At 70.9% G+C, this 26839-nt stretch carries 21 protein-coding genes; 10 read left to right on the plus strand and 11 right to left on the minus strand.

What is annotated here, in order from left to right:
- Window positions 1-36 precede the first annotated feature (36 nt).
- On the plus strand, window positions 37-882 hold the full coding sequence (locus GVV86_RS07630; protein ID WP_425483331.1) for a carbohydrate ABC transporter permease: 846 nt from the start codon (window positions 37-39) through the stop codon (window positions 880-882).
- A complete protein-coding gene (locus GVV86_RS07635) occupies window positions 879-2393 on the plus strand; it encodes a glycoside hydrolase family 3 protein (RefSeq protein ID WP_159802355.1) in 1515 nt (504 codons plus the stop codon). Before GVV86_RS07630 ends, GVV86_RS07635 begins: the two co-directional genes overlap by 4 nt.
- Before the next feature lie 181 nt (window positions 2394-2574).
- On the opposite strand, the gene ligA is transcribed toward GVV86_RS07635, so the two are convergent.
- From ligA to GVV86_RS07665, 6 genes are all read right to left on the minus strand, one after another.
- Entirely contained in the window at window positions 2575-4959 is a 2385-nt protein-coding gene (gene ligA / locus GVV86_RS07640) for an NAD-dependent DNA ligase LigA (RefSeq protein ID WP_159802357.1), read from the minus strand.
- Between the two features lie 42 nt (window positions 4960-5001).
- Window positions 5002-5775: a PP2C family protein-serine/threonine phosphatase gene (locus GVV86_RS07645; protein WP_159615833.1), complete on the minus strand. Its 774-nt coding sequence runs from the start codon at window positions 5773-5775 to the stop codon at window positions 5002-5004.
- Between the two features lie 160 nt (window positions 5776-5935).
- On the minus strand, window positions 5936-7132 hold the full coding sequence (locus GVV86_RS07650) for an adenylate/guanylate cyclase domain-containing protein (RefSeq protein ID WP_159802359.1): 1197 nt from the start codon (window positions 7130-7132) through the stop codon (window positions 5936-5938).
- Window positions 7129-7767 carry a PH domain-containing protein gene (locus GVV86_RS07655; protein WP_159802361.1) on the minus strand — a complete coding sequence of 213 codons (639 nt, stop codon included), beginning with the start codon at window positions 7765-7767 and terminating at the stop codon, window positions 7129-7131. Before GVV86_RS07655 ends, GVV86_RS07650 begins: the two co-directional genes overlap by 4 nt.
- A 100-nt stretch (window positions 7768-7867) precedes the next feature.
- Window positions 7868-8761 (minus strand): biotin--[acetyl-CoA-carboxylase] ligase, encoded by an 894-nt coding sequence (locus GVV86_RS07660; protein ID WP_159802363.1) that lies wholly within the window; start codon window positions 8759-8761, stop codon window positions 7868-7870.
- 37 nt (window positions 8762-8798) lie between these two features.
- Window positions 8799-9680, minus strand: a complete 882-nt coding sequence (locus GVV86_RS07665) for an SDR family oxidoreductase (protein ID WP_159615825.1) — start codon at window positions 9678-9680, stop codon at window positions 8799-8801.
- Between the two features lie 254 nt (window positions 9681-9934).
- Here GVV86_RS07665 and GVV86_RS07670 point away from each other — a divergent pair, with 254 nt between their 5' ends.
- Window positions 9935-11518, plus strand: a complete 1584-nt coding sequence (locus GVV86_RS07670; RefSeq protein WP_159616173.1) for an acyl-CoA carboxylase subunit beta — start codon at window positions 9935-9937, stop codon at window positions 11516-11518.
- Window positions 11515-11733, plus strand: coding sequence for an acyl-CoA carboxylase subunit epsilon (locus tag GVV86_RS07675; RefSeq protein WP_159615823.1), 219 nt, complete (start codon window positions 11515-11517; stop codon window positions 11731-11733). Before GVV86_RS07670 ends, GVV86_RS07675 begins: the two co-directional genes overlap by 4 nt.
- A 150-nt stretch (window positions 11734-11883) precedes the next feature.
- Here the strand turns inward: GVV86_RS07675 and GVV86_RS07680 are convergent, their stop codons facing one another.
- Complete coding sequence (locus GVV86_RS07680; RefSeq protein ID WP_159802365.1) at window positions 11884-13212, minus strand: serpin family protein; 1329 nt, start codon at window positions 13210-13212, stop codon at window positions 11884-11886.
- A gap of 216 nt (window positions 13213-13428) precedes the next feature.
- On the opposite strand from GVV86_RS07680, the gene GVV86_RS07685 reads away from it, so the two are divergent.
- The 3 genes from GVV86_RS07685 to GVV86_RS07695 all read left to right on the plus strand — a co-directional run bounded on the left by GVV86_RS07685 (window position 13429) and on the right by GVV86_RS07695 (window position 17726).
- Window positions 13429-15078, plus strand: a complete 1650-nt coding sequence (locus GVV86_RS07685) for a DUF885 domain-containing protein (RefSeq protein ID WP_246199601.1) — start codon at window positions 13429-13431, stop codon at window positions 15076-15078.
- Between the two features lie 66 nt (window positions 15079-15144).
- Window positions 15145-15777: a Maf family protein gene (locus tag GVV86_RS07690; protein WP_159802367.1), complete on the plus strand. Its 633-nt coding sequence runs from the start codon at window positions 15145-15147 to the stop codon at window positions 15775-15777.
- A 119-nt stretch (window positions 15778-15896) separates the two neighbouring features.
- Window positions 15897-17726, plus strand: coding sequence for an acetyl/propionyl/methylcrotonyl-CoA carboxylase subunit alpha (locus tag GVV86_RS07695; protein ID WP_159802369.1), 1830 nt, complete (start codon window positions 15897-15899; stop codon window positions 17724-17726).
- Window positions 17727-17735: 9 nt separating this feature from the next.
- On the opposite strand, the gene GVV86_RS18450 is transcribed toward GVV86_RS07695, so the two are convergent.
- From GVV86_RS18450 to GVV86_RS07715, 4 genes are all read right to left on the minus strand, one after another.
- Window positions 17736-18419 (minus strand): hypothetical protein, encoded by a 684-nt coding sequence (locus GVV86_RS18450; RefSeq protein WP_201291390.1) that lies wholly within the window; start codon window positions 18417-18419, stop codon window positions 17736-17738.
- Window positions 18416-19840: a serine/threonine-protein kinase gene (locus GVV86_RS07705; RefSeq protein ID WP_159615811.1), complete on the minus strand. Its 1425-nt coding sequence runs from the start codon at window positions 19838-19840 to the stop codon at window positions 18416-18418. Before GVV86_RS07705 ends, GVV86_RS18450 begins: the two co-directional genes overlap by 4 nt.
- A gap of 177 nt (window positions 19841-20017) precedes the next feature.
- Complete coding sequence (locus GVV86_RS07710) at window positions 20018-21421, minus strand: MFS transporter (RefSeq protein ID WP_159802371.1); 1404 nt, start codon at window positions 21419-21421, stop codon at window positions 20018-20020.
- Window positions 21422-21624: 203 nt separating this feature from the next.
- A complete protein-coding gene (locus GVV86_RS07715; RefSeq protein ID WP_159615807.1) occupies window positions 21625-23022 on the minus strand; it encodes an NAD(P)H-quinone dehydrogenase in 1398 nt (465 codons plus the stop codon).
- 495 nt (window positions 23023-23517) lie between these two features.
- Here GVV86_RS07715 and GVV86_RS07720 point away from each other — a divergent pair, with 495 nt between their 5' ends.
- The 3 genes from GVV86_RS07720 to deoC are packed head-to-tail and all read left to right on the plus strand — an operon-like array spanning window position 23518 to window position 26829.
- Complete coding sequence (locus tag GVV86_RS07720; protein WP_159802373.1) at window positions 23518-24318, plus strand: purine-nucleoside phosphorylase; 801 nt, start codon at window positions 23518-23520, stop codon at window positions 24316-24318.
- Between the two features lie 37 nt (window positions 24319-24355).
- On the plus strand, window positions 24356-26089 hold the full coding sequence (locus tag GVV86_RS07725; protein WP_159802375.1) for a phospho-sugar mutase: 1734 nt from the start codon (window positions 24356-24358) through the stop codon (window positions 26087-26089).
- A gap of 59 nt (window positions 26090-26148) precedes the next feature.
- Window positions 26149-26829: a deoxyribose-phosphate aldolase gene (gene deoC, locus GVV86_RS07730; RefSeq protein ID WP_159802377.1), complete on the plus strand. Its 681-nt coding sequence runs from the start codon at window positions 26149-26151 to the stop codon at window positions 26827-26829.
- The last annotated feature ends 10 nt before the right edge of the window (window positions 26830-26839 follow it).

A 26839-nucleotide genomic window follows, 5' to 3' on the forward strand; every position in this document is an offset into this window, starting at 1 on the left:
GCACCGTCGGCACCCTCGACGCCGGACGCCGTGCGCATCCCGGCCCGCCGGCCACGCAGCCGCCGGGCACGGTGGCTGCTCGCCTGGAAGGCGGCCGCCGTCGCTGCACTGCTGCTGTTCACCCTCTTCCCGACCTACTGGATGATCAGCAGCGCCTTCGACGGGCGCGCCACGGGCGGGGCCCAGTCGCTGTTCCCGGCCGAGCCGACGCTTGAGAACTTCAGCTACGTTCTCTCCGAGGCGGGCTTTGGCACCTTCCTGCGCAACTCCGCCATCGTGGCGGTGTCAACGGTGGTGCTCTCCGGGATCCTCGCCCTCTTCGCCGCCGTCGCCGTCGCCCGGTTCCGGTTCCGGTTCCGCACCGGCATCCTCATGCTGATCCTGATCATCCAGATGGTGCCGCTGGAGGCCCTGGTCATCCCCCTGTTCATCCAGGTACGGGACCTGCAGCTGCTCAACTCCTTCCTGGGCCTGATCATCGTCTACGTGGCGTTCTCCCTCCCCTTCGCCATCTGGATGCTCCGCGGCTTCGTGGCGGCGGTGCCCGTTGAGCTCGAGGAGGCCGCGTACATCGACGGCGCCAGTTGGGGGCGCATGTTCTGGTCGGTGCTGCTGCCCCTGGTCGCGCCCGGGCTCGTGGCCACCAGCGTGTTCGCCTTCATCATCGCGTGGAACGAGTTCATCTTCGCCCTGACCTTCATGGACAGCCCCTCCACCTACACGGTCGCCGTGGGCCTCCAGCAGTTCTTCGGGGAGAACTCCAACGAGTGGGGCTACGTGATGGCCGGCTCGACCCTGATCACCCTGCCGGTGATGATCTTCTTCATCCTCGTGCAGCGCCGGCTCAGCGGCGGACTGGTGTCCGGGGCGGTGAAGGGGTGAACGCCGCCGACCGCCTCCGCCTGGTCAACAGCGTCATCCTTCCCGGGTTCTTGGGCACTGCCCTGCCCGCCTGGCTGGAGGAGGCGCTGCGGAACGGGCTGGGCGGCGTCGTGTACTTCAGCCAGAACATCGACCCGGGTTCACCGGGCGCGGTGGGCCGGCTCTCGGAGGCGGTCCTGGCCGCCAACCCGGACGCGGTCATCGGCATCGACGAGGAGGGCGGCAATGTGACCCGCCTTCAGTCCGCCGCCGGCTCCGGCATCCCCGGCGCCGCCGTCCTCGGTGTCCTGGACGACACCGGGCTGACCGAGGACGCCGGCCGCGACATCGGCGTCCTCGCGCGCGCCGCCGGGGTGAACCTGGTGCTGGCTCCGGTAGCGGATGTGAACACCAATCCGCTCAACCCCATCATCGGGGTGCGGTCCTTCGGGGCCGACACCGCCCGCGTCTCCGCGCACACGGCGGCGTTGGTCCGCGGCCTGCAGTCAGCCGGCGTCGGGGCCTGCGCCAAGCACTTCCCCGGCCACGGCGACACCAGCACCGACTCCCACCTCGAACTGCCGCGGGTGGAGCTGAGCCTCGAGGAGATGCGCCGGGACCACCTTCCGCCCTTCGCCGCCGCGGTGGAGCAGGGTGTGGCTGCGGTGATGAGCGCCCACATCGTGATCCCGGAGCTCGGCGAACTGCCTGCGACCCTCAACCCCGCCGCCGTCGCCCTGCTTAGGGAACTCGGCCACGACGGGCTCCTGGTCACCGACGCCCTCGACATGGCGGCGGTCCGGGCCGGTGTCGGCTCCGGCCCCGGCGCGGTGCTGGCGCTGAAGGCCGGGGCCGACCTGCTGTGCGTCGGCAATCCGTCGAACCTCGGCCCCAAGGCCGGCAGCACCTCGGACGAGGACGACTACCTCGAGGTGCGTGACGCGCTCCTGGCCGCCCTCGACGACGGCACCCTGACACCCGCCTCCATCGAGGCGGCCTCCCGGCGCATCCGGCGCTTCGCGGAGGCGGCGCGGCGAGCCCGCGCCGGGGCACCGGATTCGACCGGCGCTCCCACGCCCTCCGGGCGGGACTGGGTGGAGGCCGCAGGGCGCGCTCTCACCGGCGTCTTGCCGTCCTGGTCGCGGAACGGTAAGACGGCGGACCCGGTCCAGCTCCTGGACGGGCGAGGCCGAGCCAATATCGCCGCGGGCCCGCTCAGCGACGTGTTTTCCGCGGCCCTCGCCCGGCGCACCGCCGTCCGGCGGTCTGCCCTTCCGGACCCGGCCGGGACAGCGGACCTCATCGGCTCGCTCGGCCTGACGCCAGAGAGCCGGGTGGTGGTGCTGACCGACGATCTCTCCCCCGGCGGCGTGCAACTCGCGGCTGCCCGGGCGGTTCACTCCCTGCTGCCCGGGGCGGCCTGGGTCCACACCGGAACCGTGCCGGCCGGCGGACAGGACCTCCCGGCCGTTTACACCCACGGCACCTCGCGGGCCAGCGCCGAGGCGCTCGCGGCCCGGCTGCTCGGCTGAGGGCGGGCGCCCACCTCCCACGGGGATCCCACCGCCGAAACTGCAGCTCACCACGCTTCCCCGCGTCGAAAGGGTGGTGAGCTGCCAACTCGCTAGGGATCGGTAGCCCCGCGCATCCGCCGAAACTGCAGCTCACCACGCTTCCATCCGCCCGAAGCGGGGTGTGCCGCACACTCGACGTCTAGTCTTCGGCCGGCTCCAGGGGCACGTGCACGGCGTCGGCGGCCGGATCACCCGCGCTTTGACCTTCTGCTTCCTGACCTTCTGCTTCCTGACCTTCTGCTTCCGGGCCATCTGCTTCCGGGCCATCTGCTTCCGGGCCACCCGCACCCGGACCGCCGGCGTCCTGAGCACCCGCGTCGGCGCCGGGCAGGCCCGCGGGACCCTCGGCCAGCAGCCGGTCGAAGCCCTCCTCGTCCAGCACCGGAACGCCCAGCTGTTCGGCCTTGTCCAGCTTGGTGCCGGCGTTCTCCCCGGCGACCACATAGCTCGTGTTCTTCGACACCGACCCCGAGGCCTTGCCGCCGCGCGTGATGATCGCCTCCTTCGCCTCGTCCCGGTTGTACCGCTCCAGGGAACCGGTGACGACGACGGTGAGGCCCTCGAGGGTGCGCGGCACCGACTCGTCCTGCTCGTCCTCCATGCGCACCCCCGCCGCGGCCCAGGAATCGACGATCTCGCGGTGCCAGTCCTCCTCGAACCACTCCTTCAGCGCGGCCGCGATGGTCGGGCCGACGCCGTCGACGTGGGCCAGCTCCTCCTCGCTCGCGGCGCGGATGCGGTCCATCGACCCGAAGGCCGTGGCGAGCGCCCGCGAGGCGGTGGGCCCGACGTGCCGGATGGACAGGGCCACGAGGACCCGCCACAGCGGCTGCTTCTTCGCCTTTTCGAGCTCCACGAACAGCTTGCGGGTGGTGACGCTGGGCTCGGAGGGTTTCTTCGCCGTTCCCTTGGAGTAGAAGTAGGGAACGAGTTCGCGTCCCACCACCTCCCCCTTGACCTTCTTGTCCCTCTCGATCTTCACATCGGCGAGCATCTCCGGGGTCAGGTCGAAGATCTGTGCCTCGGTGGTGATCGGCGGCACCGCCGGCTCGGCGGGCCGGGTCAGGGCGATGGCCGCCTCCCAGCCGAGGGCCTCGATGTCGAACGCTCCACGGCCGGCGAGGTGGAAGACGCGCTCGCGCAGCTGCGAGGGGCAGGACCGGGCGTTGGGGCAGCGGATGTCGACGTCGCCCTCCTTCGCCGGCTGCAGGGGCGTGCCGCAGGAGGGGCACTCCGTGGGCATGACAAAGTCCCGGACCGGCGGGTCTTGGCTGTCGCGCAGCGCGATGACCGGCCCGACGATCTCGGGGATGACGTCACCGGCCTTGCGCAGGACCACGATGTCGCCGATCTTCACGCCCTTGGCCTTGACCACCTCCTGGTTGTGGAGGGTGGCCATGCTGACCGTCGAGCCGGCCACCTTGACCGGTTCCATCAGCCCGAAGGGCGTCACCCGCCCGGTCCGGCCGACGTTGACGAGAATGTCGAGCAGCTTGGTGTTGACCTCCTCGGGCGGGTACTTGTAGGCGACGCACCACCGGGGCACCCGCGAGGTGTGCCCGAGGGCCCGCTGCAGGGCGAAGCTGTCGACCTTCACCACGATCCCGTCGATCTCGTGGCGCAGCGAGTGCCGCTTGTCGCCGTAGCGTTCGATGAACCCGACGATCGCTTCCTCGTCGTCGAGCACCTCGGAATAGGGCGAGACCGGCAGGCCCCAGCGGCGCAGCAGCTCGTAGGTCTCGGACTGGGCTTCGGCGGCGAGGCCGGTGCGCGCACCGATGCCGTGCATGTAGGCGTCGAGGGGGCGCTCGGCCGTCAGGGCCGGGTCCTTCTGCCGCAGGGATCCGGCGGCGGCGTTCCGCGGGTTGGCGAAGGGTGCCTTGCCGGCGGCGACCATGCGCTCGTTGAGCGCGGCGAAGTCCTTGGAGGGGATGAACACCTCGCCGCGGACCTCGACCTCTTCGGGGACGTCGTCCCCGGTGAGCTGCCGCGGGATGGAGGCGATGGTGAGCACGTTGTGGGTGATGTCCTCACCGGTGACGCCGTCCCCGCGGGTGGCCGCACGCACCAGTTCCCCGTTGCGGTAGAGCAGGTTAACGGCCAGGCCGTCGATCTTCAGCTCGGTAAGCCAGCGGACGCTGCTGCCCGGGCTGCGCTGCTCGGTGCCGGCCAGGGCGCGCCGGAGCCAGACGGTGAGCTCCTCGAGCGAGAAGACGTCCTCGATGCTGTACATGCGCTGGAGGTGCTCGACGGGCGCGAAGGCCGAGGAGACGTCCCCGCCGACCTCCTGGGTCGGGGAGTCGTTGGCGACCAGCTCGGGGTGCAGGGCCTCGATGGTTTCGAGCCGGCGGAACAGTTCGTCGAACTCGGCGTCGGAGACGGTCGGGGCGTTCTCCTGGTAGTACGCGTACCGGTGAGCCCGGATGGTGTCGGCAAGGTTCCGGTATTCCTCGCGGAGGTCCTCGCTGGGAGTGCCGTCCGCGGGGCCGGAGGTGCTGAGAGCGTGTTCTGTTCCTGAGGTCACCGTCCCATCTTGCCCTAAGGCCGCCGGGCGTTCTAGCACGCCTCAGGGCGCCGCCGGGACTCCCGTGGCGTCGATGACGATGACCGAGACGTTATCCCGCGCACCGGAGCGCAGGGTGGCCTCGATGAGGGTGTCGGCCGCCTCCTGGGGGTCCGCGACGGTGGCGAGGATCCCATAGATCTCCTCGTCGGTCAGTTCACCGCTGAGCCCGTCGGAGCACACGAGGATCCGGTCCCCCTCCTCCACCGGCAGCAGCCAGAAGTCAGGCTCGGCGTCGTCGCCCGTGCCCAGGGCGCGGGTGACCACATGCCGGCGCGGGTGGGTGCGGGCCTGTTCCTCGGTGATCTGCCCGGTGTCGACCAGCTCCTGGACCTCGGAGTGGTCGACGGTGATCTGGCCGAACTGTCCCTGGCTCAGGCGGTAGGTGCGCGAGTCTCCAACATTGAAGAACAGCCAGTGGGGGGTGCCGGCCGCCTCGACGAGCACCACGCCGCTGAGGGTGGTGCCGGCGCGCCCGCTGGTCTCCTGCCGGATGCGGGCGTCGGCCTCCTGCACCAGCTCGTCAAGGTCCTCCGCCGTGAGCCGGGGCAGCCGGGTGCCGGCGACCGCGCTCATGCCGAGGGTCTGCACGCACAGGCCGCTGGCCACCTCCCCCGCCTCGTGGCCGCCCATTCCATCGGCGACGGCGAAGATCGGGTCCGCCGCGATCAGCGAATCCTCGTTGTTGTCACGGCGCAGCCCGGTGTGCGTGGCGTACCCGCACACTACCCGCAGGCCCTGGCCGGCGTCCGCAGGAACCTCGATCGAACCGCTCATCGAGCCGCCCCGGCCAGGATCCGACCGGTGCGGGGAGCGGGGAGCGGGTTCCTGCCTGCGGGGATGTTCAGCTGGTCGGTCATCTGTCCATTCTGCACTGGAGTGCGGTAGGCCACCAGCGGCGGCTGTGCCGGGCGCCGTCGTGCGGTCGGGCGGGGGCTCAGTCGAGCACCAGCCCGCTGCCGGTCCCCCGCGCCAGGGTCACCGGGTGGACCTCCCCGAAACCGCGCACGGTGCGTGCCTGCTGCGGAATCAGGACGAACTTCTCATTGCCGCTGAGCGTGGCGGCGGTGGTGGCGTCGATCAGCACCGTGCCGGGCTCGGCCAGGGCGGTCAGGCGCGCGGCGAGGTTCACCGTCGGGCCGTAGATATCCCCAAGCCGGGACAGGATCCTCCCCCAGACCATCGAGACCCGGGCCGAGGGCAGCAGGTCGTCCTCGGTGAAGGCCTTGGCTAGGGCCAGGGAGATCTCGGCGCCGGCCTCGGGCGATTCGGCGATGTAAAGGACTTCATCGCCGATGGTCTTCACCAGCCGCCCGCCGCCGACCGAGATGATCTCGGCGCACTTGTTCTCAAACCGCTGCACCAGCTGGGCGAGGGTGCGCTCGTTCATCTGCCGGGACAGGCTGGTGTAGGACACCAGGTCCGCGAAGCCAACGGCGCGCGCCAGCGGCAGGGGTGCGTCGTCCTCGTGGCCGTCCCGGCCCTCCTCGCTCGCCCGCAGGCCCGACTCGGCCCGCAGTGCCAGGCGCTGGACGGCGGCGTTCATCTGGCGCCGCCACGCGTACACCAGCATCTTCTCGAGGGGCTCGATCAGGTCGGGGAGCTCCGAGACGAGCGCCTTGCGGGCGACGGCGTCGGGGATGCCGCGCTGGACGACCATCTCCTCGACGATGGCCTCGATCTGCCACACCACCATGCGGTCGGTCATCTGGCCGACCGCCCGGGTGATAGAGATGGCGGCGTCCTCGGTGAGCTGTTCCTGCCGGACCAGCTCGATGATGGTCGTCAGCGCTTCCTTGTCCTTCTCGGTGAACGCGACATCCTCGTCCCCGATGTTGGGGAAGCCCATGGCCCGCCAGAGCTTGCGGGCCGACAGGAGGGAGACCCCGGCGCGGGCGGCCACCTCGCGCCGGCGCAGGGTGCGTTCCGCCCCGAGGAGTTCAATCTCCAGCGCCCGGATCGCTTCGCGGTGCGGGTCGGCGGTGGCGGGCGCGGGGGCAGGCACGGGCGCGCGTGCGGGAACAGGGTCCGGGCGTTCGCCGGGGTGCCCGTTTGATCCCGGCAGTTCCTGCGGCTGCCACACGGCCTTGGGCGGCGGGGGCACGGCGGCGTCGGGACGGCTTGCGGTGGTCATACCGTCCCCCTCCAGGCCCCGCCGGGGCCCTCCTGCCGCGCTTCCGGGGGCGCGGGCTGACCCTGGTCCGGCCACTGGTCCGGCCACTGGTCCGGGCCGGGCTGACCCATCATGGCACGGCCATTGAAGAGTGCCGACTGCGGGAGCTGTCCGATCGCTTCGGCGACGTGGTCCCGGAACACGGTGGCGCAGGGCACGTCGCGGTAGCTGACCGAGCGGCCGAGACCCAGGTCAAGGGTGAGCGTTCCGCTGCCGAAAGGCCGCTGCACCAGGGACTGTGTCACGCCCACCTGGTGGACGGCGGCCAGCGGCACTTCGTACAGGCTGCGCCGGGTCATCCCGCGGCGGTGGATGAGCCGCTGGGTGGTGAGGATATAGCGGCCGGCCAGCCAGCGCAGCAGCGGACGGAGGAACATCCTCAGCAGCAGCAGGGCGCCGCCGACGGCCGCCACCGTGACGAGCAGGGGCTGCCACTGCTGCAGGTCCGGCGGCAGCGCGGCGCGGCTGAGCCAGCCCAGGGCGTAGCCGCCGGCGGTGAGTACGGCCAGGGCGCCAATCGACGGCCAGACAAGGCTCCGCGGCGTCGCCCTAGTCCGGGTGAGGACCTGCTCGCCGGGGGCGAGTTTCACCTTCATCGCAACGGCCCCGGGGCGGTGCGCCCGCCGGGGGCCTGCGCGGCGGCCGGGACGTTCCCGCCCGGGCCGCGCGGCGGCCGTCCGGCTCTGGCTGCCGCCGTCATCCGGCGTCCTGACCCGCGGGCCGCAGGTGCACAATGTCGCCGACGGAGACGGTGTGCCGCCCGCCGTCGTCGTCGCGCATCACGAGACCGCCTCGCTCATCGAGCATCAGCGCGTGGCCGGTCAGTTCGCGGCCGCCGGGAAGCTCCGCCCGGACGGCCCGGCCCAGGGTGTGCATGCGCCCGGAGACCGCGCCGGCGAGGGTGCTCCCGTCGGCGAAGGGAGCGGAGGCGTCGCCGTCGACGGCGCAGAAGGCCGCGTAGCGGGCGGCGAAAGTGCGCAGGAAGGACTTCAGGAGGATATTGCGGTCCGTGGTGCCCGCATACTCAAGGAGCAGGGAGGTGGCGGTGGGCACCGGCAGTTCCGAATCGGTGAGGCTGACATTGAGCCCGACCCCCACCACCAGGGCCGGCGGCGAGCCGTTGGCTCCGGGAACGAACCGTGCGAGCACCCCGGCCAGCTTGCGGGAATCGACGATGACATCGTTGGGCCACTTCAGCTGCGGGCTCACCTTGGTGCGGTCCTCGACGCTCTCGGCCAGGGCCAGGGCGGCGAGCAGCGAGAGCCAGGAGTAGCTCTCCGTTGGGAGGGGCCGGCCGCCGGCGTTGACGGGCCGCAGCAGCAGGCTCACAATCAGGGAGGACCGCTCGGGGGCCACCCAGCTGCGGCCGAGCCGCCCGCGCCCGGCGCGCTGCATCTCCGCCGTCAGCACCGAAAGGTCCGGCCACTGCGCGGGTTCCAGTTCGGCCAGCCCGGCCAGATCGTCGTTGGTGGAGCCGGTCTCCTGCACCAGCTCCAAGCGCGCATACGGTCCGGCCGGCGCGCACAGGGCCACCGACAGCGCCGCCGCGTCCAAACCGGGTCGCTCCAGGTTTGAGTAGCGGTTGGTCATGCCTCCGATTCTACCCAGCCGGGCAGCCCCCACCGGCTCACAGGAAAATGTCCTGGACGAGCCGGTCCTCCGGTGCGCCCAGGCTGTAGGGGGTGAAATCGCTCACTCCCTCCTCCCGGAGCACCTCCTCGTCGGTGAAAAAGTTGCCGGTGCAGCTGCGTGAGCTGCGCGAAAGCACCGCGTGCGCCGCGTCGGCGACGATCTCCGGGCGGCGGGCGGCCTGCACCAGGGTGCCGCCGCCTGGCATATTGCGGATCGCCGCGGTGTCGATCAGGGTCTTCGGCCACAGGGAGTTCACGGCGATGCCCTCCCCGCGCAGTTCCTCCGCCAGGCCGAGCGTGGTCAGGCTCATCCCGTACTTGGCCAGAGTGTAGGCGAGGTGGGCGCCGGCCCACTTCGGGTCAAGGTTCAGCGGCGGCGAGAGGGTCAGGATGTGCGGGTTGTCGGAGCGGCGCAGCGCGTCGAGCGAAAACTTGCTGAGCATAAAGGTGCCGCGGACGTTGACGTCGGCCATCAGGTCGTAGCGCTTCATGTCGACCTCGGGGGTGCGCGAGAGGTCGATGGCCGAAGCGTTGTTGATGACGGCGTCGATCCGGCCGAAGCGCTCGAGCGCGGCGTCGACAGCGCCGCGCACGTCCTCGTCGCGGCGGACGTCACCGACGAGGGGCAGGGCCGTTCCCCCGGCCTCCTCGATAAGGCGCGCGGCGCTGGAGACGGTTCCCTCAAGCTTCGGGTGCGGCTCGCCGGTCTTGGCCAGGAGCACGATATTCGCTCCGTCCCCGGCGGCGCGCAGGGCGATTGCCAGGCCGATGCCCCGGCTCCCGCCCGACATCAAAAGGGTGCGCCCGCGCAGGGGGGCCTCCGGCGGGTCTGCGGCCGTCGTCGGGACTGGATTCTCTGCTGCGTTGCTGGCGGTCATGCGGCAAGAATACGCAGGCGGGAGCGCCGCAACGCCTTCGACGCACCGAATGTTACCGACCGGTAACCCAAGGGGTCGGACTAACTGTTCGCGCCGGAACCTGTAGGAGTCCTACAGTCGGAGGGGCCCCTTGGCTCACTAGACTGGGACGGTCGCTCGTTTTTTTGGAGGATTCCTCACAAGGAGCCCTCCGGAGGCGGCAGCGCCAGACGCCCGCCCTACCCCCTGCACTCGGAGATTCAATGAAGCAAGACGTGGAACCCGACCTCAAGACGACCGCCGGCAAGCTCGCCGATTTCCGTCGCCGGCAGAGCCAGTCGCTGCTGCCTTCCGGCCCCGAGGCCGTCGAACGCCAGCACGCCCGCGGCAAGAACACCGCCCGCGAGCGCATCGACCTCCTCGTCGATCCCGGGTCCTTCGTCGAGTTCGACGCCCTGGCCGTCCACCGCTCGAACGCGTTCGGCATGGACAAGAAGCGGCCCCTCGGGGACGGCGTGGTCTCCGGCTACGCCACCGTCGACGGGCGCCTCATCGGGATCTACAGCCAGGACTTCACCGTTTTCGGCGGCTCCCTCAGCCAGGTCAACGGCGAAAAGATCGTCAAGGTCCAGGAGTTCGCGCTGCGCAACGGCTGCCCGGTGGTGGGCATCAACGACGGCGGCGGGGCCCGCATCCAGGAGGGCGTCGCCTCCCTGGCCATGTTCGCCGACATCTTCCGCAACAACGTCCATGCGTCCGGCGTCGTGCCGCAGATCTCCCTGATCCTCGGACCGTGCGCGGGCGGGGCCGCCTACTCGCCGGCCCTGACCGACTACGTGGTGATGGTGGACAAGACCTCCCACATGTTCATCACCGGCCCGGACGTCATCAAGACCGTGACCGGCGAGGACGTCGATATGGAGACCCTCGGCGGCGCACGCCAGCACAACACCACCACCGGCACCTCGACCTACCTCGCGGCCGACGAACAGGACGCCGTCGGCTTCGTGCGGGAACTGCTCGACTACCTCCCCTCGAACAACCTCGCCGAGGCCCCGCTCGGGGAATTCACCGAGATGCTCGAGACGACGCTCGAGGACGAGGCGCTCGACACGCTGATCCCGGACTCCGCGAACCAGCCCTACGACATGCACGCCGTCATCGCCGCGATCGTCGACGACGGCCACTTCCTGGAGATGCAGGCGCTCTACGCGCCGAACGTGCTCATCGGGTACGCCCGGGTGGAGGGCCACACCATCGGCATCGTCGCCAACCAGCCGATGCAGTTCGCCGGGACCCTCGACATCAACGCCTCAGAGAAGGCCGCCCGCTTCGTGCGCCACTGCGACGCCTTCAACATCCCCATCCTGACCCTCGTCGACGTGCCGGGGTTCCTGCCCGGCAAGGACCAGGAGTTCAACGGCATCATCCGCCGCGGCGCGAAGCTGCTCTACGCCTACGCCGAGGCGACCGTGCCCAAGGTAACGGTGATCACGCGCAAGGCCTACGGCGGGGCATACATCGTGATGGGATCCAAGAAGCTCGGCGCGGACCTCAACCTGGCCTGGCCGACGGCGCAGATCGGCGTCATGGGCGCCCAGGGCGCCGTGAACATCCTCTACCGCGGCCACCTGAAGTCCGTCGCGGAGGCCGGCGGCGACGTCGAGGCGGCACGCGCCGAGGTCGTCGCACAGTACGAGGAGGAGCTGCTCAACCCCTACCAGGCGGCACAGCTTGGCTATGTCGACGCCGTCATCGCCCCCTCCGACACCCGGGTACAGGTGGTGCGGGCGCTGCGGGCGCTGCGTGACAAGCGGGCCACCCTGCCCGCCAAGAAGCACGGGAACATCCCGCTGTGAGCACCGGCGCCCCGGAGGAGGAACCCCTGCTGCGCGTGGTGGCGGGGAACCCCACGGACGAGGAAGTGGCCGCGCTGACCGCCGTCGTCCTGGCCATGGCGGACTCAGCGGAGTTCAACGACCGGCGCCACCCGGGCCGGGCGTGGCTGCGCCGGACCCTGCTGCGCCTGCACCCGCTGCCCGGGCCAGGCTCCTGGCGGCGCAGCGGCAGGTAGGCCTGGGGCACGCCGCTGCGTACCTGCCCACTGTCCGCCGCGGGTCGCTCCCGCCGGGTCGCTCCCACCTCCGGCGGTGCCCGTCGCCAGGCCCGGGTCGCCGCGCCGGTCGCAGCCGCGGTCCGGTGCCCGCCGGCCGGCGCGGGCCGGTCAGCGCGGGTCGGTGACGGTTCCGAGAAACAGGGGCAGGCCGGTGGCTTCGTGGAGCACGGCGTAGAGGAACGGCCGATCGATCTCGAGCACCAGTTCCGGATCAACCGGTGCCGAGGTGACCATCAGGTCGAACTGGGTCACCGCCGCGGCGACCGTCCCCTTCTCCCCCACGGTGATCGAGGCGGCCTGCGCCGCCGCCGCGACGGCCGCGTCGGGCTGGATTGCGGAAAGGTCAGGTGCGCTGCCAAGGGTTTCCCGCAGGCCGAGCCTGCGCAGCAGCGGCAGCAGGTCGAAGGCGCTGTCGGACTCCCAGCGCGGCAGGCCAAGCCCCAGGAAGACCTCACCGGCCTCCTCCATCACCCCTGAGACCTCAAGCAGCGCCTCCTCCGAGCACGCAGGCAGCGCGGGCCCGGCGCCGGCGCCGGACCCCGCGTCGCCGTCGGCGAGCACGATCCGCAGCACGAAACCCTCGGTGTAGGGGACGTCGACCGCCACCCACCGGGGCCCGGCGGCGTACCGGGCCGGGGTGCGGGTGTGCATTCGATCAACCGCCACGGTGGTGCCGTCGGGCAGCCGGAAGTCCTCGGGGCAGGTGCCGGACGGGTCGAAGGGCTCCGCCCAGGCGGCCGCGAAGTACGCGGTGTTGAGCAGCGACAGGGTCGTATCCGGATTGTACTCAAGGGGCGCCTCCGTCATGCGCCCGCCGGTGGCCTCCGACACCCAGCGGTTCAGCACCGCCTCCGTTGCGGGATCGGCGAAGTCAACGGGATACACGCCGGCGCCGGAATGGCGGGCCAGCGTCGCCAGGAAGGCGTCCCCGGTGGGCGTCCGCCGGTCCACGAATACGCCGTTGGCCAGGTGCAGCACCGGGACGGCCGGCGGCTCCTGGGCGTTCACCGCCCCGGGATCGCCGTCGTACGGCGCGAGCCGGGCCAGCAGGGCCTCGAGGGCCGTGTCGCCGCCCTCCGCCGGCAGACCGAGGACGCCGTCGAGTTCGGCGGCCGTAGTGGAGCCGGCCCCGGCCCGCAGCATCAGCAGGGCGCACAGGGCACTGACCGGGCTCGTGACGGGGTTCTTTCCGGGCGCTCCGGCCAGCAGCGCCGCGCCGAGCCGGTAGGCACTCCGGCGCAGGGCCTCGGAAACCGGCTCCGGCCGGTCATCCCATCCAGGGCGCCGGTCCTGAGCCAGGTCCTGTCTCTGTCCCGGGTCCTGTCTCCGTCTCTGTCCCGGGTCCTGTCTCTGTCTCTGTCCCGGGTCCGGGTCCTGGTCCTGGTCCTGGTCCTGGTCCTGAAAATTCCTCCGCGGGTCCCCCGCCGCCGTATTCATGCCCTCACCCTAGGTGCCCGGCGGAAGGGAAGGGGCTTTTCGCGCGCCGCCGCGCTGGGGCGCCGGACCTGCCGCGGATATTTCGGCCGAACCGTAGCCCGGGGCAACGGACGGCGCTAGGCTCGGGCTGTGACCAACGAGACTCCCCCTGCCTCCACCCCTTCCACCCCGTCCTCCGGCTCCGGCGCCGACGGTGCCGCCCGGCAGCCAACGGCCATTGACGCCGTCGCGGAGACCTACACCGCCACCCTGACCCGGTTAGACCCCGGATTCGCCACGGTCCTCGGCGTGCCCGGCCGGGAGACCGAGTTCCGGGACTACTCCCCCGCCGGCATCGAAGCCTTCGCCGAAGCGGCCCGCTCCGCCCTGGCCGACCTCTCCGGACTCGAGCCGGTCGACGACGTCGACGCCGTCACCCTCGACGCGATGCGCGAACGCCTCGGGCTTGAACTTGAGATCCATGAGACCGGGGCGAACCTCTCCGAGCTCAACAACCTCGAAAGCCCCGCCCAGAGCATCCGGGCCATCTTCGACCTCATGCCGACGGCCACGGAAGAGCACTGGACGCACATCGCCGGCCGCCTGTCGAACGTCACCGCCGCCCTCTCGGGCTACATCACCTCCCTGCGCCGCGGACGGGAGCTGGGCCTGGTCGCCGCCGCCCGCCAGATCGGCATCGTCATCGAGCAGGTCACCCGGTACGCCGAGGACGGCGGCTTCTTCGACAGCTTCGCCGCCGGCGCGGCGACGGACGACGGGCCGGTGACCGGGCCGCTCGCCGCCGAGCTGCGCAACGGAGCCGAGGCCGCCCGCCGGGCCTACCGCGGGCTCGCCGCGTTCCTTCAGGAGGAGCTGCTGCCCGGCGCCCCCACCAAGGACGCCGTCGGCCGTGAACGCTACGCCCTGATGTCGCGCCTGTTCCTCGGGTCAGCCGTAGACCTCGAGGAGACGTACCGGTGGGGCGTCGAGGAACTCGACCGCATCATCGCCGAGCAGGAGGCGGTCGCCTCGGAGATCCAGCCCGGCGCCTCCATCGCGGAGGCCATCGCGGTCCTCGACGCCGATCCGGCCCGCCAGCTCCACGGCACCGACGCGCTGCGCGAGTGGATGCAGGAACTGTCCGACGGCGCGGTGCAGGCCCTCGCCGGCGTGCACTTCGACATCCCCGAGATCATGCGCACCCTCGAATGCCGGATCGCCCCCACCCACGAGGGCGGCATCTACTACACCGGCCCGAGCGACGATTTCTCCCGGCCCGGACGCATGTGGTGGTCCGTGCCCGAAGGCGAGGACTCCTTCACCACCTGGAAGGAGACGACGACCGTCTACCACGAAGGCGTCCCGGGCCACCACCTCCAGGTCGCCACCGCCGTCTACCAGCGGCGGCTGCTGAACTCCTGGCGGCGCAACGCCGTCTGGGTCTCCGGGCAGGGCGAGGGATGGGCGCTGTACGCCGAACGCCTGATGCAGGAGCTCGGCTTCCTCGACGATCCGGGTGACCGCCTCGGGATGCTCGACGCCCAGCGGATGCGTGCCGCCCGGGTGGTCTTCGACATCGGCGTCCACCTCGAACTCGAGGTGCCGCAGCGGTGGGGCTCGGGCACCTGGACCCCGGAGAAGGGCTACGAGTTCCTCCGCAGCAACATCGCCATCAGCGAGGGGCAGCTGAACTTCGAGTTCAACCGGTACCTCGGCTGGCCCGGACAGGCCCCCTCCTACAAGGTGGGGCAGCGGCTCTGGGAGCAGATCCGCGACGAGGTCAAGGAACGCGAGGGCGCGGCCTTCGACCTGCGGGCCTTCCACACCCGCGCGCTCAACCTCGGCTCGGTGGGGCTGGACACGCTCCGCCGGGCGCTGCTGAGCTAATACTCCGGGGCGGGCCTCCGCCCGCCCCGGTTCCCGGCCGGCCCGCCGCCTGCATAGGGTAGGGAGATGACTCCGCACCTCATCCTCGCCTCGGCCTCCCCCGCCCGCACCAAGCTCCTTCGGGAGGCCGGCATCCGGCACACCCCCCTCGTCTCGGACGTCGACGAGGCCGCCGTCGCGGCCGGGTACGGTGAGCTCGACGCCTACGACACCTCCCTGCTGCTCGCGCGGGCCAAGGCCGAAGCGGTCGCCTCCCTGCCCGAGGCCGGGGACGCCCTCGTGGTGGGGTGCGACTCCATCTTCGAATTCGACGGTGAGGCGCACGGAAAGCCGTACGAGCCCGACGTCGCCCGCGCCCGGATCCGGCGCATGAGCGGGTCCTCCGGGGTGCTTCACACCGGGCACTGGCTGGTCGACAACCGGGAGGACGGTTCCGGTGCGACCATCGGCGGAGTCAACTCCGCCACCGTCCACTTCGGGGTGATGTCCGAGCAGGAGGTGGACGCCTACGTCGCCAGCGGAGAGCCCCTTCACTGCGCCGGGTCCTTCACCATCGACGGGCTGGGCGGGGCCTTCATCGAACGGATCGAGGGCGATCCGCACACCGTGGTCGGGCTGAGCATCTCCACGCTCCGCGCCCTGCTGGCCTCGGCGGGCGTCCCGGTGACCGACCTGTGGGAATCTTCGGACCCCGCCTGAGCGATTTGTAGGACCCCTACAAAGGAAGGGCCGGCAACACGCAACGACGGCACCGTTTATGGGCGGAATCAACAATTAGACGCTAGGCTCCGATCAGACCCGAAGGAGCATTCCACCCCATGAGCACACCACCGCCAGGCGCTGTCCCCGCGCCCCTGCCGCCCGCCGCCACCCCCGACGCCGTGTCCACCTCGGTGACGAAGGTGCTCGTCGCGAACCGCGGCGAAATCGCCGTCCGCGTCATCCGGGCCGCACGCGATGAGGGCATCGCCTCGGTCGCTGTGTACGCGGATTCGGACCGGGAAGCCCTCCACGTGCGCCTCGCCGATGAGGCCTTCGCCCTGGGCGGCACCACCGCCGCCGAGTCCTACCTGGTGATGGACCGCATCCTCGATGCCGCCCGGCGCAGCGGCGCCGACGCCATCCACCCCGGCTACGGTTTCCTCTCCGAGAACGCCGACTTCGCCCGGCGCGTGCAGGAGGCCGGACTGACCTGGATCGGCCCGTCCCCGGACGCCATCTCCAAGCTCGGCGACAAGGTGCAGGCCCGCCACATCGCGGACAGGGTCGGCGCCCCGCTGGTCCCCGGCACGAAGGACCCCGTCGCCTCCGTCCAGGAGGTACTCGACTTCGCCGACGAGTTCGGCCTGCCCATCGCCATCAAGGCCGCCTTCGGCGGCGGTGGCCGCGGCATTAAGGTGGTGCGCGAACGGGAGGAGATCCCCGAGCTGTACGATTCGGCGGTCCGCGAGGCGACGGCCGCCTTCGGGCGCGGCGAGTGCTTCGTCGAGCGCTTCCTCGACGCCCCGCGCCACGTCGAGACCCAGTGCCTGGCCGATGCGCACGGCAACGTCGTCGTCGTGTCCACCCGCGACTGCTCGCTGCAGCGCCGCAACCAGAAGCTGGTCGAGGAGGCGCCGGCGCCGTTCCTGACGCCGGACCAGAACGAGCGCCTCTACGAGGCCTCCAAGGCGATCCTGCGCGAGGCAAGCTACCAGGGCGCCGGCACCTGCGAGTTCCTCGTCGGCAAGGACGGCACCATCTCCTTCCTCGAGGTCAACACCCGGCTCCAGGTTGAGCACCCGGTCTCCGAGGAGGTCACCGGCATCGACCTGGTGCGCGAACAGTTCCGCATCGCCCGCGGTGAAGCCCTCGGCTACGGCGACCCCGAGGTGCGCGGCCACTCGTTCGAGTTCCGCATCAACGGTGAGGACGCCGGCCGGGGCTTCCTTCCCTCCCCCGGCACGGTCGAGACGCTGAAGCTGCCCACCGGCCCCGGCGTCCGCGTCGACTCCGGCGTGGAGCAGGGCGAGGTGATCGGAGGAAACTTCGACTCGATGCTGGCCAAGCTCATCGTCACCGGCGCAACCCGGGAACAGGCCCTGCAGCGGGCCCGGCGGGCCATTGCCGAAATGGAGGTCGGCGGGATGCCCACCGTGCTTCCCTTCCACGCCGCGGTGGTCGCCGACCCGGCCTTCGCCCCGGCGGAGGGGACCTTCGCGATCCATACCCGGTGGATCGAGACCGAGTTCGACAACCGGATCGAGCCGTGGGTGCCCACCGGCGCCGACCCGGCTCCCGAGGAATCCCGGCAGCGGGTCACCGTCGAGGTGGGCGGACGCCGCCTCGAGGTCGTGCTCCCGGCCGGGCTCGGCGCGGGCAACGGCCGGCCGCCCGCAGCAGGCAAGCCCAAGAAGTCCCAGCGCCCCCGGGCGGGTACGGCCGTTGCCAACGGTGACGACCTGACCTCGCCCATGCAGGGCACCATCGTGAAGGTCGCCGTCTCCGACGGGGACAAGGTGGCCGAGGGCGACCTCATCGTGGTCCTCGAGGCGATGAAGATGGAACAGCCGCTCACCGCCCACAAGTCGGGCACCCTGTCTGGCCTCTCCGCCGCTCCGGGGGACACCGTGTCGGCCGGATCGGTCATCGCAGCCATCCGCTCCTGAGCGGCGGGGTCAGCCGTCCTTCTGTGACCCCTCCGACTTCCCCTTACCGGGGTCGTCGTTGCCCTTGCCGGGGTCGTCGTCCTTGTCGTCCTTGTCGTCGTCTTCCTTGTCATTGCCCTTGCCCGGATCCTCGGGGTCCTTCGGCGCCTCGGACGCTGGTTCCTCCGGCTTCGGCTCCTCGGGGGCGGGCTCCGCGGGTGCCTCCGTCTCCGGTTCCGGCGCGGCCGGTGCGGGTTCAACCGGTGCGGGCTCGACCGGCGCGGGCTCGACCGGTGCGGGCTCGACCGGAGCCGGAACCACCGGCGCGGGCGGAGCGGCGGAGGTCGCCGGCGCGGGGGCCGTTCCGGCCGGGGGCGTCGTCGACGCCGAAGGGGTCGGCTCCTCCCCGGCCTCCTGGAGGGAGTCAACGACGGCGTCGATCCTCGCCGAGATCAGCGCCGCGCGGTCCTCGGACATCGCGCCGTCGGCGGCCGCCGCCTCAACCTCCTGCCGCAGGGCCCCAGCGCGGTCCAGGGCCGCCTGTGTGTTCCCCGCGGCGGTGAGACTTGCGATTTCGCGCACCGAGGCCGAAAGCTCCCGGGCGGCCTCCGCGTCCAGCGCGCCGGGCGCTCCGCAGCCGGCCAGGGCCAGCGACCCGACGACGGCGGCCACCAGGACCGGGCGGGATACGGCCCGCCGCAGACTCAGCATCATGGGTTCACGCTTTCGTAGAGTTCCTCAAGCCGTTCGCCGGTGGTTCCCCCCACCGACGGGAGGGGTTCAGGGTCGACACCCGATCCTGCGGGCCGGTTCAGCAGCACCGCGGCCAGCACCGCCAGCGCCGCCAGGACCACCGCTCCAACGATCAGCCAGCCCGGAACGCGCCTGCGCCGCGTTCCGCGGTTGCCGCCGGGCAGAGGAGGCCGGTCCGGATCGACGACCGGGGAGGCGCCCACCGGTCCGGGAACCTCTGCGGGCTCCGGGTCCCGGCCGGGACCCCCGGTGGTGGGCGGGGCCGCCGGGGCGGCACCGGCGGGGATGGCCCTCGTCGGGGCGGCTGCCGCGGTCGATACCGCCGCAGGTGTCGCCGTCGTGGAGGCTGTCGCCGCCGTGGCTGCTGCCGCAGGCAGGGCCACCGTGTGTGCCGCCGCTACCGGCACGGCAGCCGTGGGCGCATCCACCCGCGGCACCGGCGCCGTCGGGCTCTCCGCCGCAGCATCGGGCGCCGCGCCCGGGCCCGAAACCGGGCCTTCTGCGGTGGGCACTGCCTGCGTGGGTTCGAGGGGCGCCGGGGCGGCGTTCACAGCGGCACCCGGCGCGCCGCCGTCGAGCTCGGCCAGCGCCGTCGCGACGGCACGGGCGTCGGGGCGGGCACCGGGATCGTCGAGGGTCATGGCGGCCAGGAGTTCGCCCATTCGGGCGCCGGCGCGTGCCGGGATGGAGGGGCTGCGGTGCAGCCGGGCCAGGGCGCTTTCGACCCCGGTCCCGGGGAAGGCCCGTTCACCGGTCAGGCACTCGATCAGGACCAGGCCCAGGGAGTAAATGTCGGTGGGCGTTCCCACCATTTCGCCGCGGGCCTGCTCGGGGCTGAAGTAGGCGGCGCTGCCGATGACCTGCCCGGTGGCCGTCATGCCGCCGCCGTCGAAGAACCGGGCAATGCCGAAGTCGGTCAGCAGGTAGGTGAACACACCGCTTCCGGGCTCGGCGTCGCGGGTGAGGATGTTCGAGGGTTTGATGTCGCGGTGGATGACGCCGCGGTGGTGGATATGGTGGAGCGCACGCGAGAGGTCGAGGCCCGCGTGGCGGGCACCGGCGGGAGTGAGCGGGCCGGTGCGGAGCACAGCTCCCAGGTCGGGCCCCGGGATGTACTCCATCACGAGGTAGGCGCCGTCGCCGGAGGCGTGTTCGGTGTCCATGTCGAGCACCCGGACCAGCCCGGGGTGGTCGAGCCCTGCGAGGAGCCGCGCCTCGACGGATCCGCGTTCGATGCCGTCGGCGGTGCCCGGCCGGAATACCTTAATGGCGACGTCGCGCTCGAGCCGGGTATCCCGGCTCAGATACACCTCGGCCATGCCGCCGGCGCCCACGCGCCGGCCCAGCGCGTAGCGCCCGCCCGCAAGTGTAGAAACCGCCATCGCTCCGCATCCAGTAATCGTAAGTACGCTTCGTTTAGTCGATTGTACGGGCAACCCGGCGCCGGCGCGGCACCTGCGGGAACGCTGATACCACCCGGAGAACGGCCCGCCGGGGATTAAACGACGCCGGCGCGGCCCCCGAGGGGAACCGCGCCGGCGTCGTTGGCTGGGCAGGAATCAGGCGGTGTGGTTTTCGTAGTCCCGGTCGCGGGTCTCGCGCGAGATCCACAGTGCGACGAAGGTCAGGACCGCCGCAATGCTGAGGTAGAGCCCCACCAGGAAGGTGCTTCCGTCGGCGACCTTCCACAGCGCAATGGCCACGAAGGACGCCGGCGCCGCACCGATCACGCTTGAAAGGTTGTAGGCCACGGCGGACCCGGTGTACCGGACGTTTGCCGGAAAGAGTTCAGGCAGGACGGCGGCCATCGGCCCGAAGGTCAGGCCCATGAGGATGAACCCGATGATCAGCAGCGCCATGGCACCGGTGCCGCCGGCACCGAACAGCGGAACCCAGGTGAAGCCGAAGACGGCGATACCCGCCGTCACTGCCAGGAGCATCTTGCGGCGGCCGAACCGTTCGGCCAGCGGACCCGAAACCAGGGTGAAGATCCCGAAGAACACGACGCCCAGGATAAGCATCCAGAGGAAGTCGCCGCGGGCAATGCCGAGTCCCGGCACGAATCCTTCCGCGCTGAACGGCTTGCCCGCCGTCTCGGCGGCGGCCTGGGCCTGCTCAACCGTCGCAGGGCTGGTCCCGAACGTGAGGGTGAAGGAGGTCATCAGGTAGAACAGCACGTAGGTGGCGAACATGATGAAGGTGCCCAGCAACAGCGGGCGCCAGTGCCGGCGGACGACCTCGCCGAGGGGAAGCTTGACGACCTTGCCCTCCTCCTGGACCTTCTGGAAGGACGAGCTCTCGATGAGCTTCAGGCGCACGTACAGCCCGACGATCACCAGGACGGCGCTGAGCAGGAACGGCACGCGCCAGCCCCAGCTCAGGAACTGCTCATCGGTCAGCGTGGTGTTGAGGACGACGAACAGGAGGTTGGCGAGGATGAAACCGATGGGTGCGCCAAGCTGCGGGAAGGTCCCGAAGACGGCACGCTTGCCCTCGGGGGCGTTCTCGGTGGCCAGCAGAGCAGCACCGCTCCACTCGCCGCCAAGTGCGAGGCCCTGGAAGAAGCGCAGCACGACGAGGAGCAGCGGGGCGAGGATGATCCAGCCGGCGTTTTCCGCCGTCGGGAGCAGCCCGATCAGGAAGGTGGCGATGCCCATGGTGAGCAGGGAGGCCACCAGGGTGGCCTTGCGGCCGATCTTGTCGCCGTAGTGGCCGAAGATGATCGAGCCGAGCGGGCGGGCGACGAAGGCGACGCCGAAGACGGCGAAGGAGCTCAGGAGCTGGTTCGCCGGGGTGGCGTTGGGGAAGAACAGGGCCGGGAACACCAGCACCGACGCCGTGGCGTAGATATAGAAGTCGTAGAACTCGATGGTGGTGCCGATGAGGCTTGCGAAGATGACGCGGCCGCGCGGATTCAGCGGCTTGGTGGCCCCGCCCAGTGCTGCGGGTGACGAAGAGGACATGAGATCGGCTTTCTCTTGCGGGGCTTCAGGAACGGCCGGGGCTCCTAAACGATCCCGGCGGCCGATCCGTTCGGTGAATCCACATATTGGACCACTTGCGTCCACCCCGTGGAGAGCCGTGTCCAATCCGTGGACACGGTATCCGGTGCCGATCTCCCGCCAACCCGCTGCTGTGTCCTCCTCCGCGGCCCCGACCGCCGCCGTTACAGCCGCACGTGGAGCCGGCGGGCCGCCTCGGAGATCGATCCGGTCAGCGAGGGGTACACGGTGAAAGTGTTGGCGACGTCGTCGACGTGGAGTTTCTTGGTCACCGCGATCGCCAGCGGGAAAATCAGCTCGGAGGCGCGTGGACCGACGACCACCCCGCCGATCACCGTGCCCGAGCCGGCGCGGGAGATGACCTTCACGAAGCCGTCCTTGACGTTCATCATCTTCGCCCGCGCGTTGGTGTGGAGGGAAAGCTTGATGACGTCGCCCTGGTACTTGCCCGAGGCGATGTCGGCCTCGGTGACACCGACCGTGGCGATCTCCGGCGTGGTGAAGATGTTCGAGGCGACCTGCTTGAGCTTGAGCGGGGTGACGGTGTCCCCCAGCAGGTGCGCGATGGCGATCCGGCCCTGCATGGCGGCGACCGAGGCGAGGGCGAACACCCCGGTGCAGTCGCCCGCCGCGTAAACGTTCGGTGCCGTCGTGCGGGAGACCCCGTCCACGACGATGTGGCCCGACTCGGTGACGGCCACCCCGGCCTCTTCAAGTCCAATGTCGGCGGTGTTCGGCACCGCGCCGACGGCCATGAGGCAGTGGCTGCCCTCGATGACCTTACCGTCGGAGAGGTGGACCTCGACGCCGGTCGAGGTGCGCTTGACCTTGTCGGCGCGGGTCTTCGAGAGGACCGTCATGCCCCGGTTGAGGAAGACGTCCTCGAGGACGGCGGCGGCGTCGGCGTCCTCACCGGGAAGCACCTGGTCGCGGCTGGAGACGAGCGTGACCTTGGCACCCAGGCCGTTGTAGGCGGAGGCGAACTCGGCGCCGGTGACGCCGGAGCCCACGACGATCAGGTGCTCGGGGACCTCCGTGAGGTTGTAGACCTGGGTCCAGTTGAAAATCCGCTCCCCGTCCGGCACTGCGGTGGAGAGCTCGCGGGGGTGGGATCCGACGGCGATCAGCAGGGCGTCGGCCTCGATCACTGAGGTTTCCCCCTCGGACACGACCTCGATGCGGCGGTTGTCCAGGAGCTTGCCGGTGCCGATGATGATCTGCACGCCGTTGCGCTCAAGGGTGGCGCGGATGTCGGCCGACTGCTCGACCGCGAGGTTCAGGAGCCGCTGGTTGACCTTGTGCAGGTCGGCCGCGACGGAGGTGTCCGTGAAGTTGACGCCGAGGCTGTGGGCGTCGGTGAAGCGGGTCATGGTGTCCGCGGTGGCGATGAGGGTCTTTGATGGCACCACATCTGTCAGCACCGCCGAGCCGCCCAGCCCCTGCCGTTCGACGATCGTGACGTTGGCGCCGAGGGAGGAAGCGACCATCGCCGCCTCGTATCCGCCCGGGCCGCCGCCGAGGATGGCAATACGCAGGGAGCTGAAATCAAGTTGATTGGTCACAGCACCTTATTGTCCCCCATCCCGGGCGGCGGCCCAAACGATTTGGCGGGCTTCAGCCGGCGCGCGTCGGACGGCAGGATCTCCACCCAACACCGCGGTGCAGCCCGGCGTCGGCGGCACACTATGCGACCCGCGGACCACAAAACGACGTGCGGACCGGATAAAGCGGGTACATCCGTCGCTTTCGGGTCCACAGGACGCCTTCGGGTCCGGCGCAGCCATCCCCGCACGCCGGGACGGCCGCACACCACAAGCGGCACGGACGCCCGCGACCAGCACACCAGACGCCGACGGCGGCACCACAACACGACGAGCGGGCCACAAAACGACGGGCGGACCGGATAAAGCGGGCAAACCAGTCGCTTTCGGTTCCACAGGACGCCTTCGGGCCCGGCGCCGCCCTTCACCGCCCCGCACACCGGGACTCCCCGCGGTGCTCGGCCCGCAGAGGGCTGCCCGCTGGAACGGCCCCAATCCACGCGGTAGGTTTGTGCGGTGACGAATGATCCTTTTGACCTTGCCCGCAGTGCCGCCGACTACATCGCCGAAAAGACCGGGGTGGAGCGGCATGACACCGCCCTCGTCCTGGGCTCCGGGTGGGGCGGCGCCGCCGGCCTGATCGGGGAAACGACAGCCTCCGTCGACGCCTCCGACATCCCCGGCTTCTCGGCACCCGCCGTCGTCGGACACGTGGGCACAATCACTTCGGTGCTGACCCCGGCGGGGAAGCGTGCCCTGGTCCTTGGCGCGCGCACCCACTTCTACGAGGGCAAGGGCGTCCGCGCCGTCGTCCACGGGGTCCGCACCGCGGCGGCCACCGGCGCGAAGACCCTGGTGCTGACCAACGGCTGCGGCGGGCTGCAGGAGCGGTGGACCCCGGGCACCCCGGTGCTCATCAGCGACCACATCAACCTCACCGCCACCTCCCCCCTCGAGGGGGCGACCTTCGTCGACCTCACCGACCTGTACTCGGCCCGGATCCGCAAGATCGCCCTTGAGGTCGACCCGACCCTGGATGAGGGCGTCTACGCCCAGTTCACCGGCCCGCACTACGAGACCCCCGCCGAGGTGCAGTACGCCAAGCGGATCGGCGCCGACCTCGTGGGCATGTCCACCGCACTTGAGGCGATCGCCGGCCGCCACGCCGGCATGGAGGTCTTCGGGCTGTCCCTGGTGACCAACCTCGCCGCCGGCATCAGCCCGGTCCCGCTGAGCCACACCGAAGTCCTTGAGGCCGGACAGGCGGCCGGACCGCGCATCTCCCGCCTGCTTGCCGACATCGTCGCGAAGCTCTAAACACACCCCTCCCGACTCACCCAGGCAGGTTCTCCCCATGACTTCCCCCGAACAGCAGCTCCTTCTGTCCTCGGCCGCGGCCTGGGCGCAGGCCGACCCGGATCCTCAGACCGCCGCCGAACTTGAGGCCCTTCTCGACGCCGTGCGGCAGGGCGATGCCGCGGCCGAAGCGGAGCTGCGCGACCGGTTCTCCGGGCCGCTGCTGTTCGGCACCGCCGGGCTGAGGGCCGCACTCGGCGCCGGGCCGAACCGCATGAACCGGGTCGTGGTCCGGCGCGCCGCCGCCGGCGTCGCGGCGCACGCCCTCGACCTGGCCGCGGCAGGGGCCGGCGGCGCTTATGTGCCGCGCGCCGTCATCGGCTACGACGCACGCCACAACTCGCGGGTCTTCGCCGAGGAAACCGCCGCCATCTTCGCCGCGGCGGGCCTTCAAACCTTCCTGATGCCCTCGGAGCTTCCCACCCCGGTCCTCGCCTACGCCGTGCGCGCCCTCGAGTGTGAGGTGGGCATCATGGTGACCGCCAGCCACAATCCGCCGCAGGACAACGGGTACAAGGTCTACCTCGGCGGCCGCGCGGTCGCCCCGGAGGCCCGCGGGGTGCAGATCGTCGCACCCCACGACGCCGGGATCGCCGCGCACATCGCGGCGGTGGGCAGCGTCGATTCAATCCAGCTGGCCGCGGAGGGATGGACTGTCCTGCCCGAAAGCATCGAAAAGGACTACGTCACCGCCGTGGCGGCCCTCGCCGACCCCGCGTTCACGGACCGGGACCTAAACATCGTCCTCACCCCGATGCACGGGGTGGGCGGGCGCACCGCGCGGGCGGTGCTGGAGGCGGCCGGTTTCGGCAGCGTCACGATGGTGGAGCGCCAGGCCGAACCGGACCCCGACTTTCCAACCGTCGCCTTCCCCAACCCGGAGGAGCCGGGAGCCCTTGACCTCGCCCTGGAAACGGCGCAGGAGACCGACGCGGACCTGGTGATCGCCAACGACCCCGACGCCGACCGCGTCGCGCTGGCTGCCAAGGACCCCGCCACCGGCGCCTGGCGGATGCTGCGCGGCGACGAGGTGGGAACCCTCCTCGGAGCCCACCTTGCCGCCCGTGCCGCGGCCGGAGGGTCGACGGGCGGCGCGGTATTCGCCAACTCGATCGTTTCCTCCCGCCTGCTGGGCCGGGTGGCGGCCGCGGCGGGCATTGCCCACGTGCAGACCCTCACCGGGTTCAAGTGGATCGCCCGGGTGCCCGGCCTCAGCTACGGTTACGAGGAAGCCCTCGGCTACTGCGTCGCACCCGCGGCGGTCCGCGACAAGGACGGCATCTCCGCCGGGCTCCTGCTCGCCGAGCTCGCCGCGGCTACCAAAGCCGCGGGCCGCACGCTGTTCGACCTGCTCGATGACGCCTTCCTCGCCCACGGGCTGCACGCCGCGGACCAGCTTTCCGTCCGGGTCGCCAGCCTCCCGCTGCTGGGCGAGATGATGGCCCGGCTGCGCTCGAACCCGCCGCAGGCGTTCGCCGGGTCGCCGGTGGCCACCGCCGTCGACCTCTCCCAGGGCTCCGAGAACCTGCCGCCGACCGACGGCCTGCTCTACCTCACCGCGGACTCGACCCGGGTGATCATCCGTCCGAGCGGCACCGAGCCCAAGCTCAAGTGCTACCTCGAGGTGATCGAGCCGGTCGCCTCCGCCGAGGGACTCCCCGGCGCGAAGGCCACGGCCCGTGTCCGCCTCCAGGCGGTCCGGGCCGACGTCGGCGCCGCCCTCGGGCTCTGAAAGCCCCTCCCCGGCCCCGGCCGCGCCGCCCGTTCCCCATCTCGTGAAAAGATAGCCCTATGCCTAGCGACGTCTCCCTTGCCTCCTATATCGACCACACCCTCCTGAAGCCCGAAGCCAGCCGCGAGCAGATCCTCGCGGTCTGCGCCGAGGCCGTCGAACACTCCTTCAAGTCGGTCTGCGTGAACCCGATCTGGGTCAGCACCGTCCACACCGCCGTCAAGGACAGCGGCGTGCTGACCTGCTCCGTCGTCGGCTTCCCCTTCGGCGCCACCCCCACCGAGGTGAAGGTCTTCGAGGCCCGGGGCGCCGTGGCCGACGGCGCCGACGAGGTTGACATGGTCATCGACCTCGCCGCGGCCCGTGCCGGGAACTACGAGGCGCTGGTGCTCGACATCCGCGCGGTGGCCGAGGCCGTCCACGAGGGCGGGGCGATCCTGAAGGTCATCCTGGAGACCTCCCAGCTGAACGACGACCAGAAGGTCCTCGCCTGCAGGGCCTCGGTCGAGGCCGGCGCCGACTTCGTGAAGACCTCGACCGGGTTCAACGGAGGCGGCGCCACCGTCGAGGACATCGCCCTGATGCGCCGCACCGTCGGCCCGGACATCGGTGTGAAGGCCTCCGGCGGGGTGCGCACCCTGGCCGATGCCCGCGCCATGATCGACGCCGGCGCAACCCGGATCGGTGCCAGCTCCGGAGTCGCTATCCTTAAGGGTGAACAGGGCGCCTCAGGGTACTGACGGACAGCGC

The sequence above is a fragment of the Arthrobacter zhaoguopingii genome (assembly GCF_009828595.1).
GTDB classification, from domain to species: domain Bacteria; phylum Actinomycetota; class Actinomycetes; order Actinomycetales; family Micrococcaceae; genus Arthrobacter_D; species Arthrobacter_D zhaoguopingii.

Excerpts from the sequence above, each read along its gene's own strand:
- GVV86_RS07645 (WP_159615833.1), bottom strand. The coding sequence starts at position 5,775 with ATGAGCGGTTCGATCGAGGTTCCTGCGGACGCCGGCCAGGGCCTGCGG.
- GVV86_RS07650 (WP_159802359.1), bottom strand. The coding sequence starts at position 7,132 with ATGACCACCGCAAGCCGTCCCGACGCCGCCGTGCCCCCGCCGCCCAAG.
- GVV86_RS07655 (WP_159802361.1), bottom strand. The coding sequence starts at position 7,767 with ATGAAGGTGAAACTCGCCCCCGGCGAGCAGGTCCTCACCCGGACTAGG.
- GVV86_RS07660 (WP_159802363.1), bottom strand. The coding sequence starts at position 8,761 with ATGACCAACCGCTACTCAAACCTGGAGCGACCCGGTTTGGACGCGGCG.
- GVV86_RS07665 (WP_159615825.1), bottom strand. The coding sequence starts at position 9,680 with ATGACCGCCAGCAACGCAGCAGAGAATCCAGTCCCGACGACGGCCGCA.
- GVV86_RS07680 (WP_159802365.1), bottom strand. The coding sequence starts at position 13,212 with ATGAATACGGCGGCGGGGGACCCGCGGAGGAATTTTCAGGACCAGGAC.
- GVV86_RS07690 (WP_159802367.1), top strand. The coding sequence starts at position 15,145 with ATGACTCCGCACCTCATCCTCGCCTCGGCCTCCCCCGCCCGCACCAAG.
- GVV86_RS07695 (WP_159802369.1), top strand. The coding sequence starts at position 15,897 with ATGAGCACACCACCGCCAGGCGCTGTCCCCGCGCCCCTGCCGCCCGCC.
- GVV86_RS18450 (WP_201291390.1), bottom strand. The coding sequence starts at position 18,419 with ATGATGCTGAGTCTGCGGCGGGCCGTATCCCGCCCGGTCCTGGTGGCC.
- GVV86_RS07705 (WP_159615811.1), bottom strand. The coding sequence starts at position 19,840 with ATGGCGGTTTCTACACTTGCGGGCGGGCGCTACGCGCTGGGCCGGCGC.
- GVV86_RS07710 (WP_159802371.1), bottom strand. The coding sequence starts at position 21,421 with ATGTCCTCTTCGTCACCCGCAGCACTGGGCGGGGCCACCAAGCCGCTG.
- GVV86_RS07725 (WP_159802375.1), top strand. The coding sequence starts at position 24,356 with ATGACTTCCCCCGAACAGCAGCTCCTTCTGTCCTCGGCCGCGGCCTGG.
- deoC (WP_159802377.1), top strand. The coding sequence starts at position 26,149 with ATGCCTAGCGACGTCTCCCTTGCCTCCTATATCGACCACACCCTCCTG.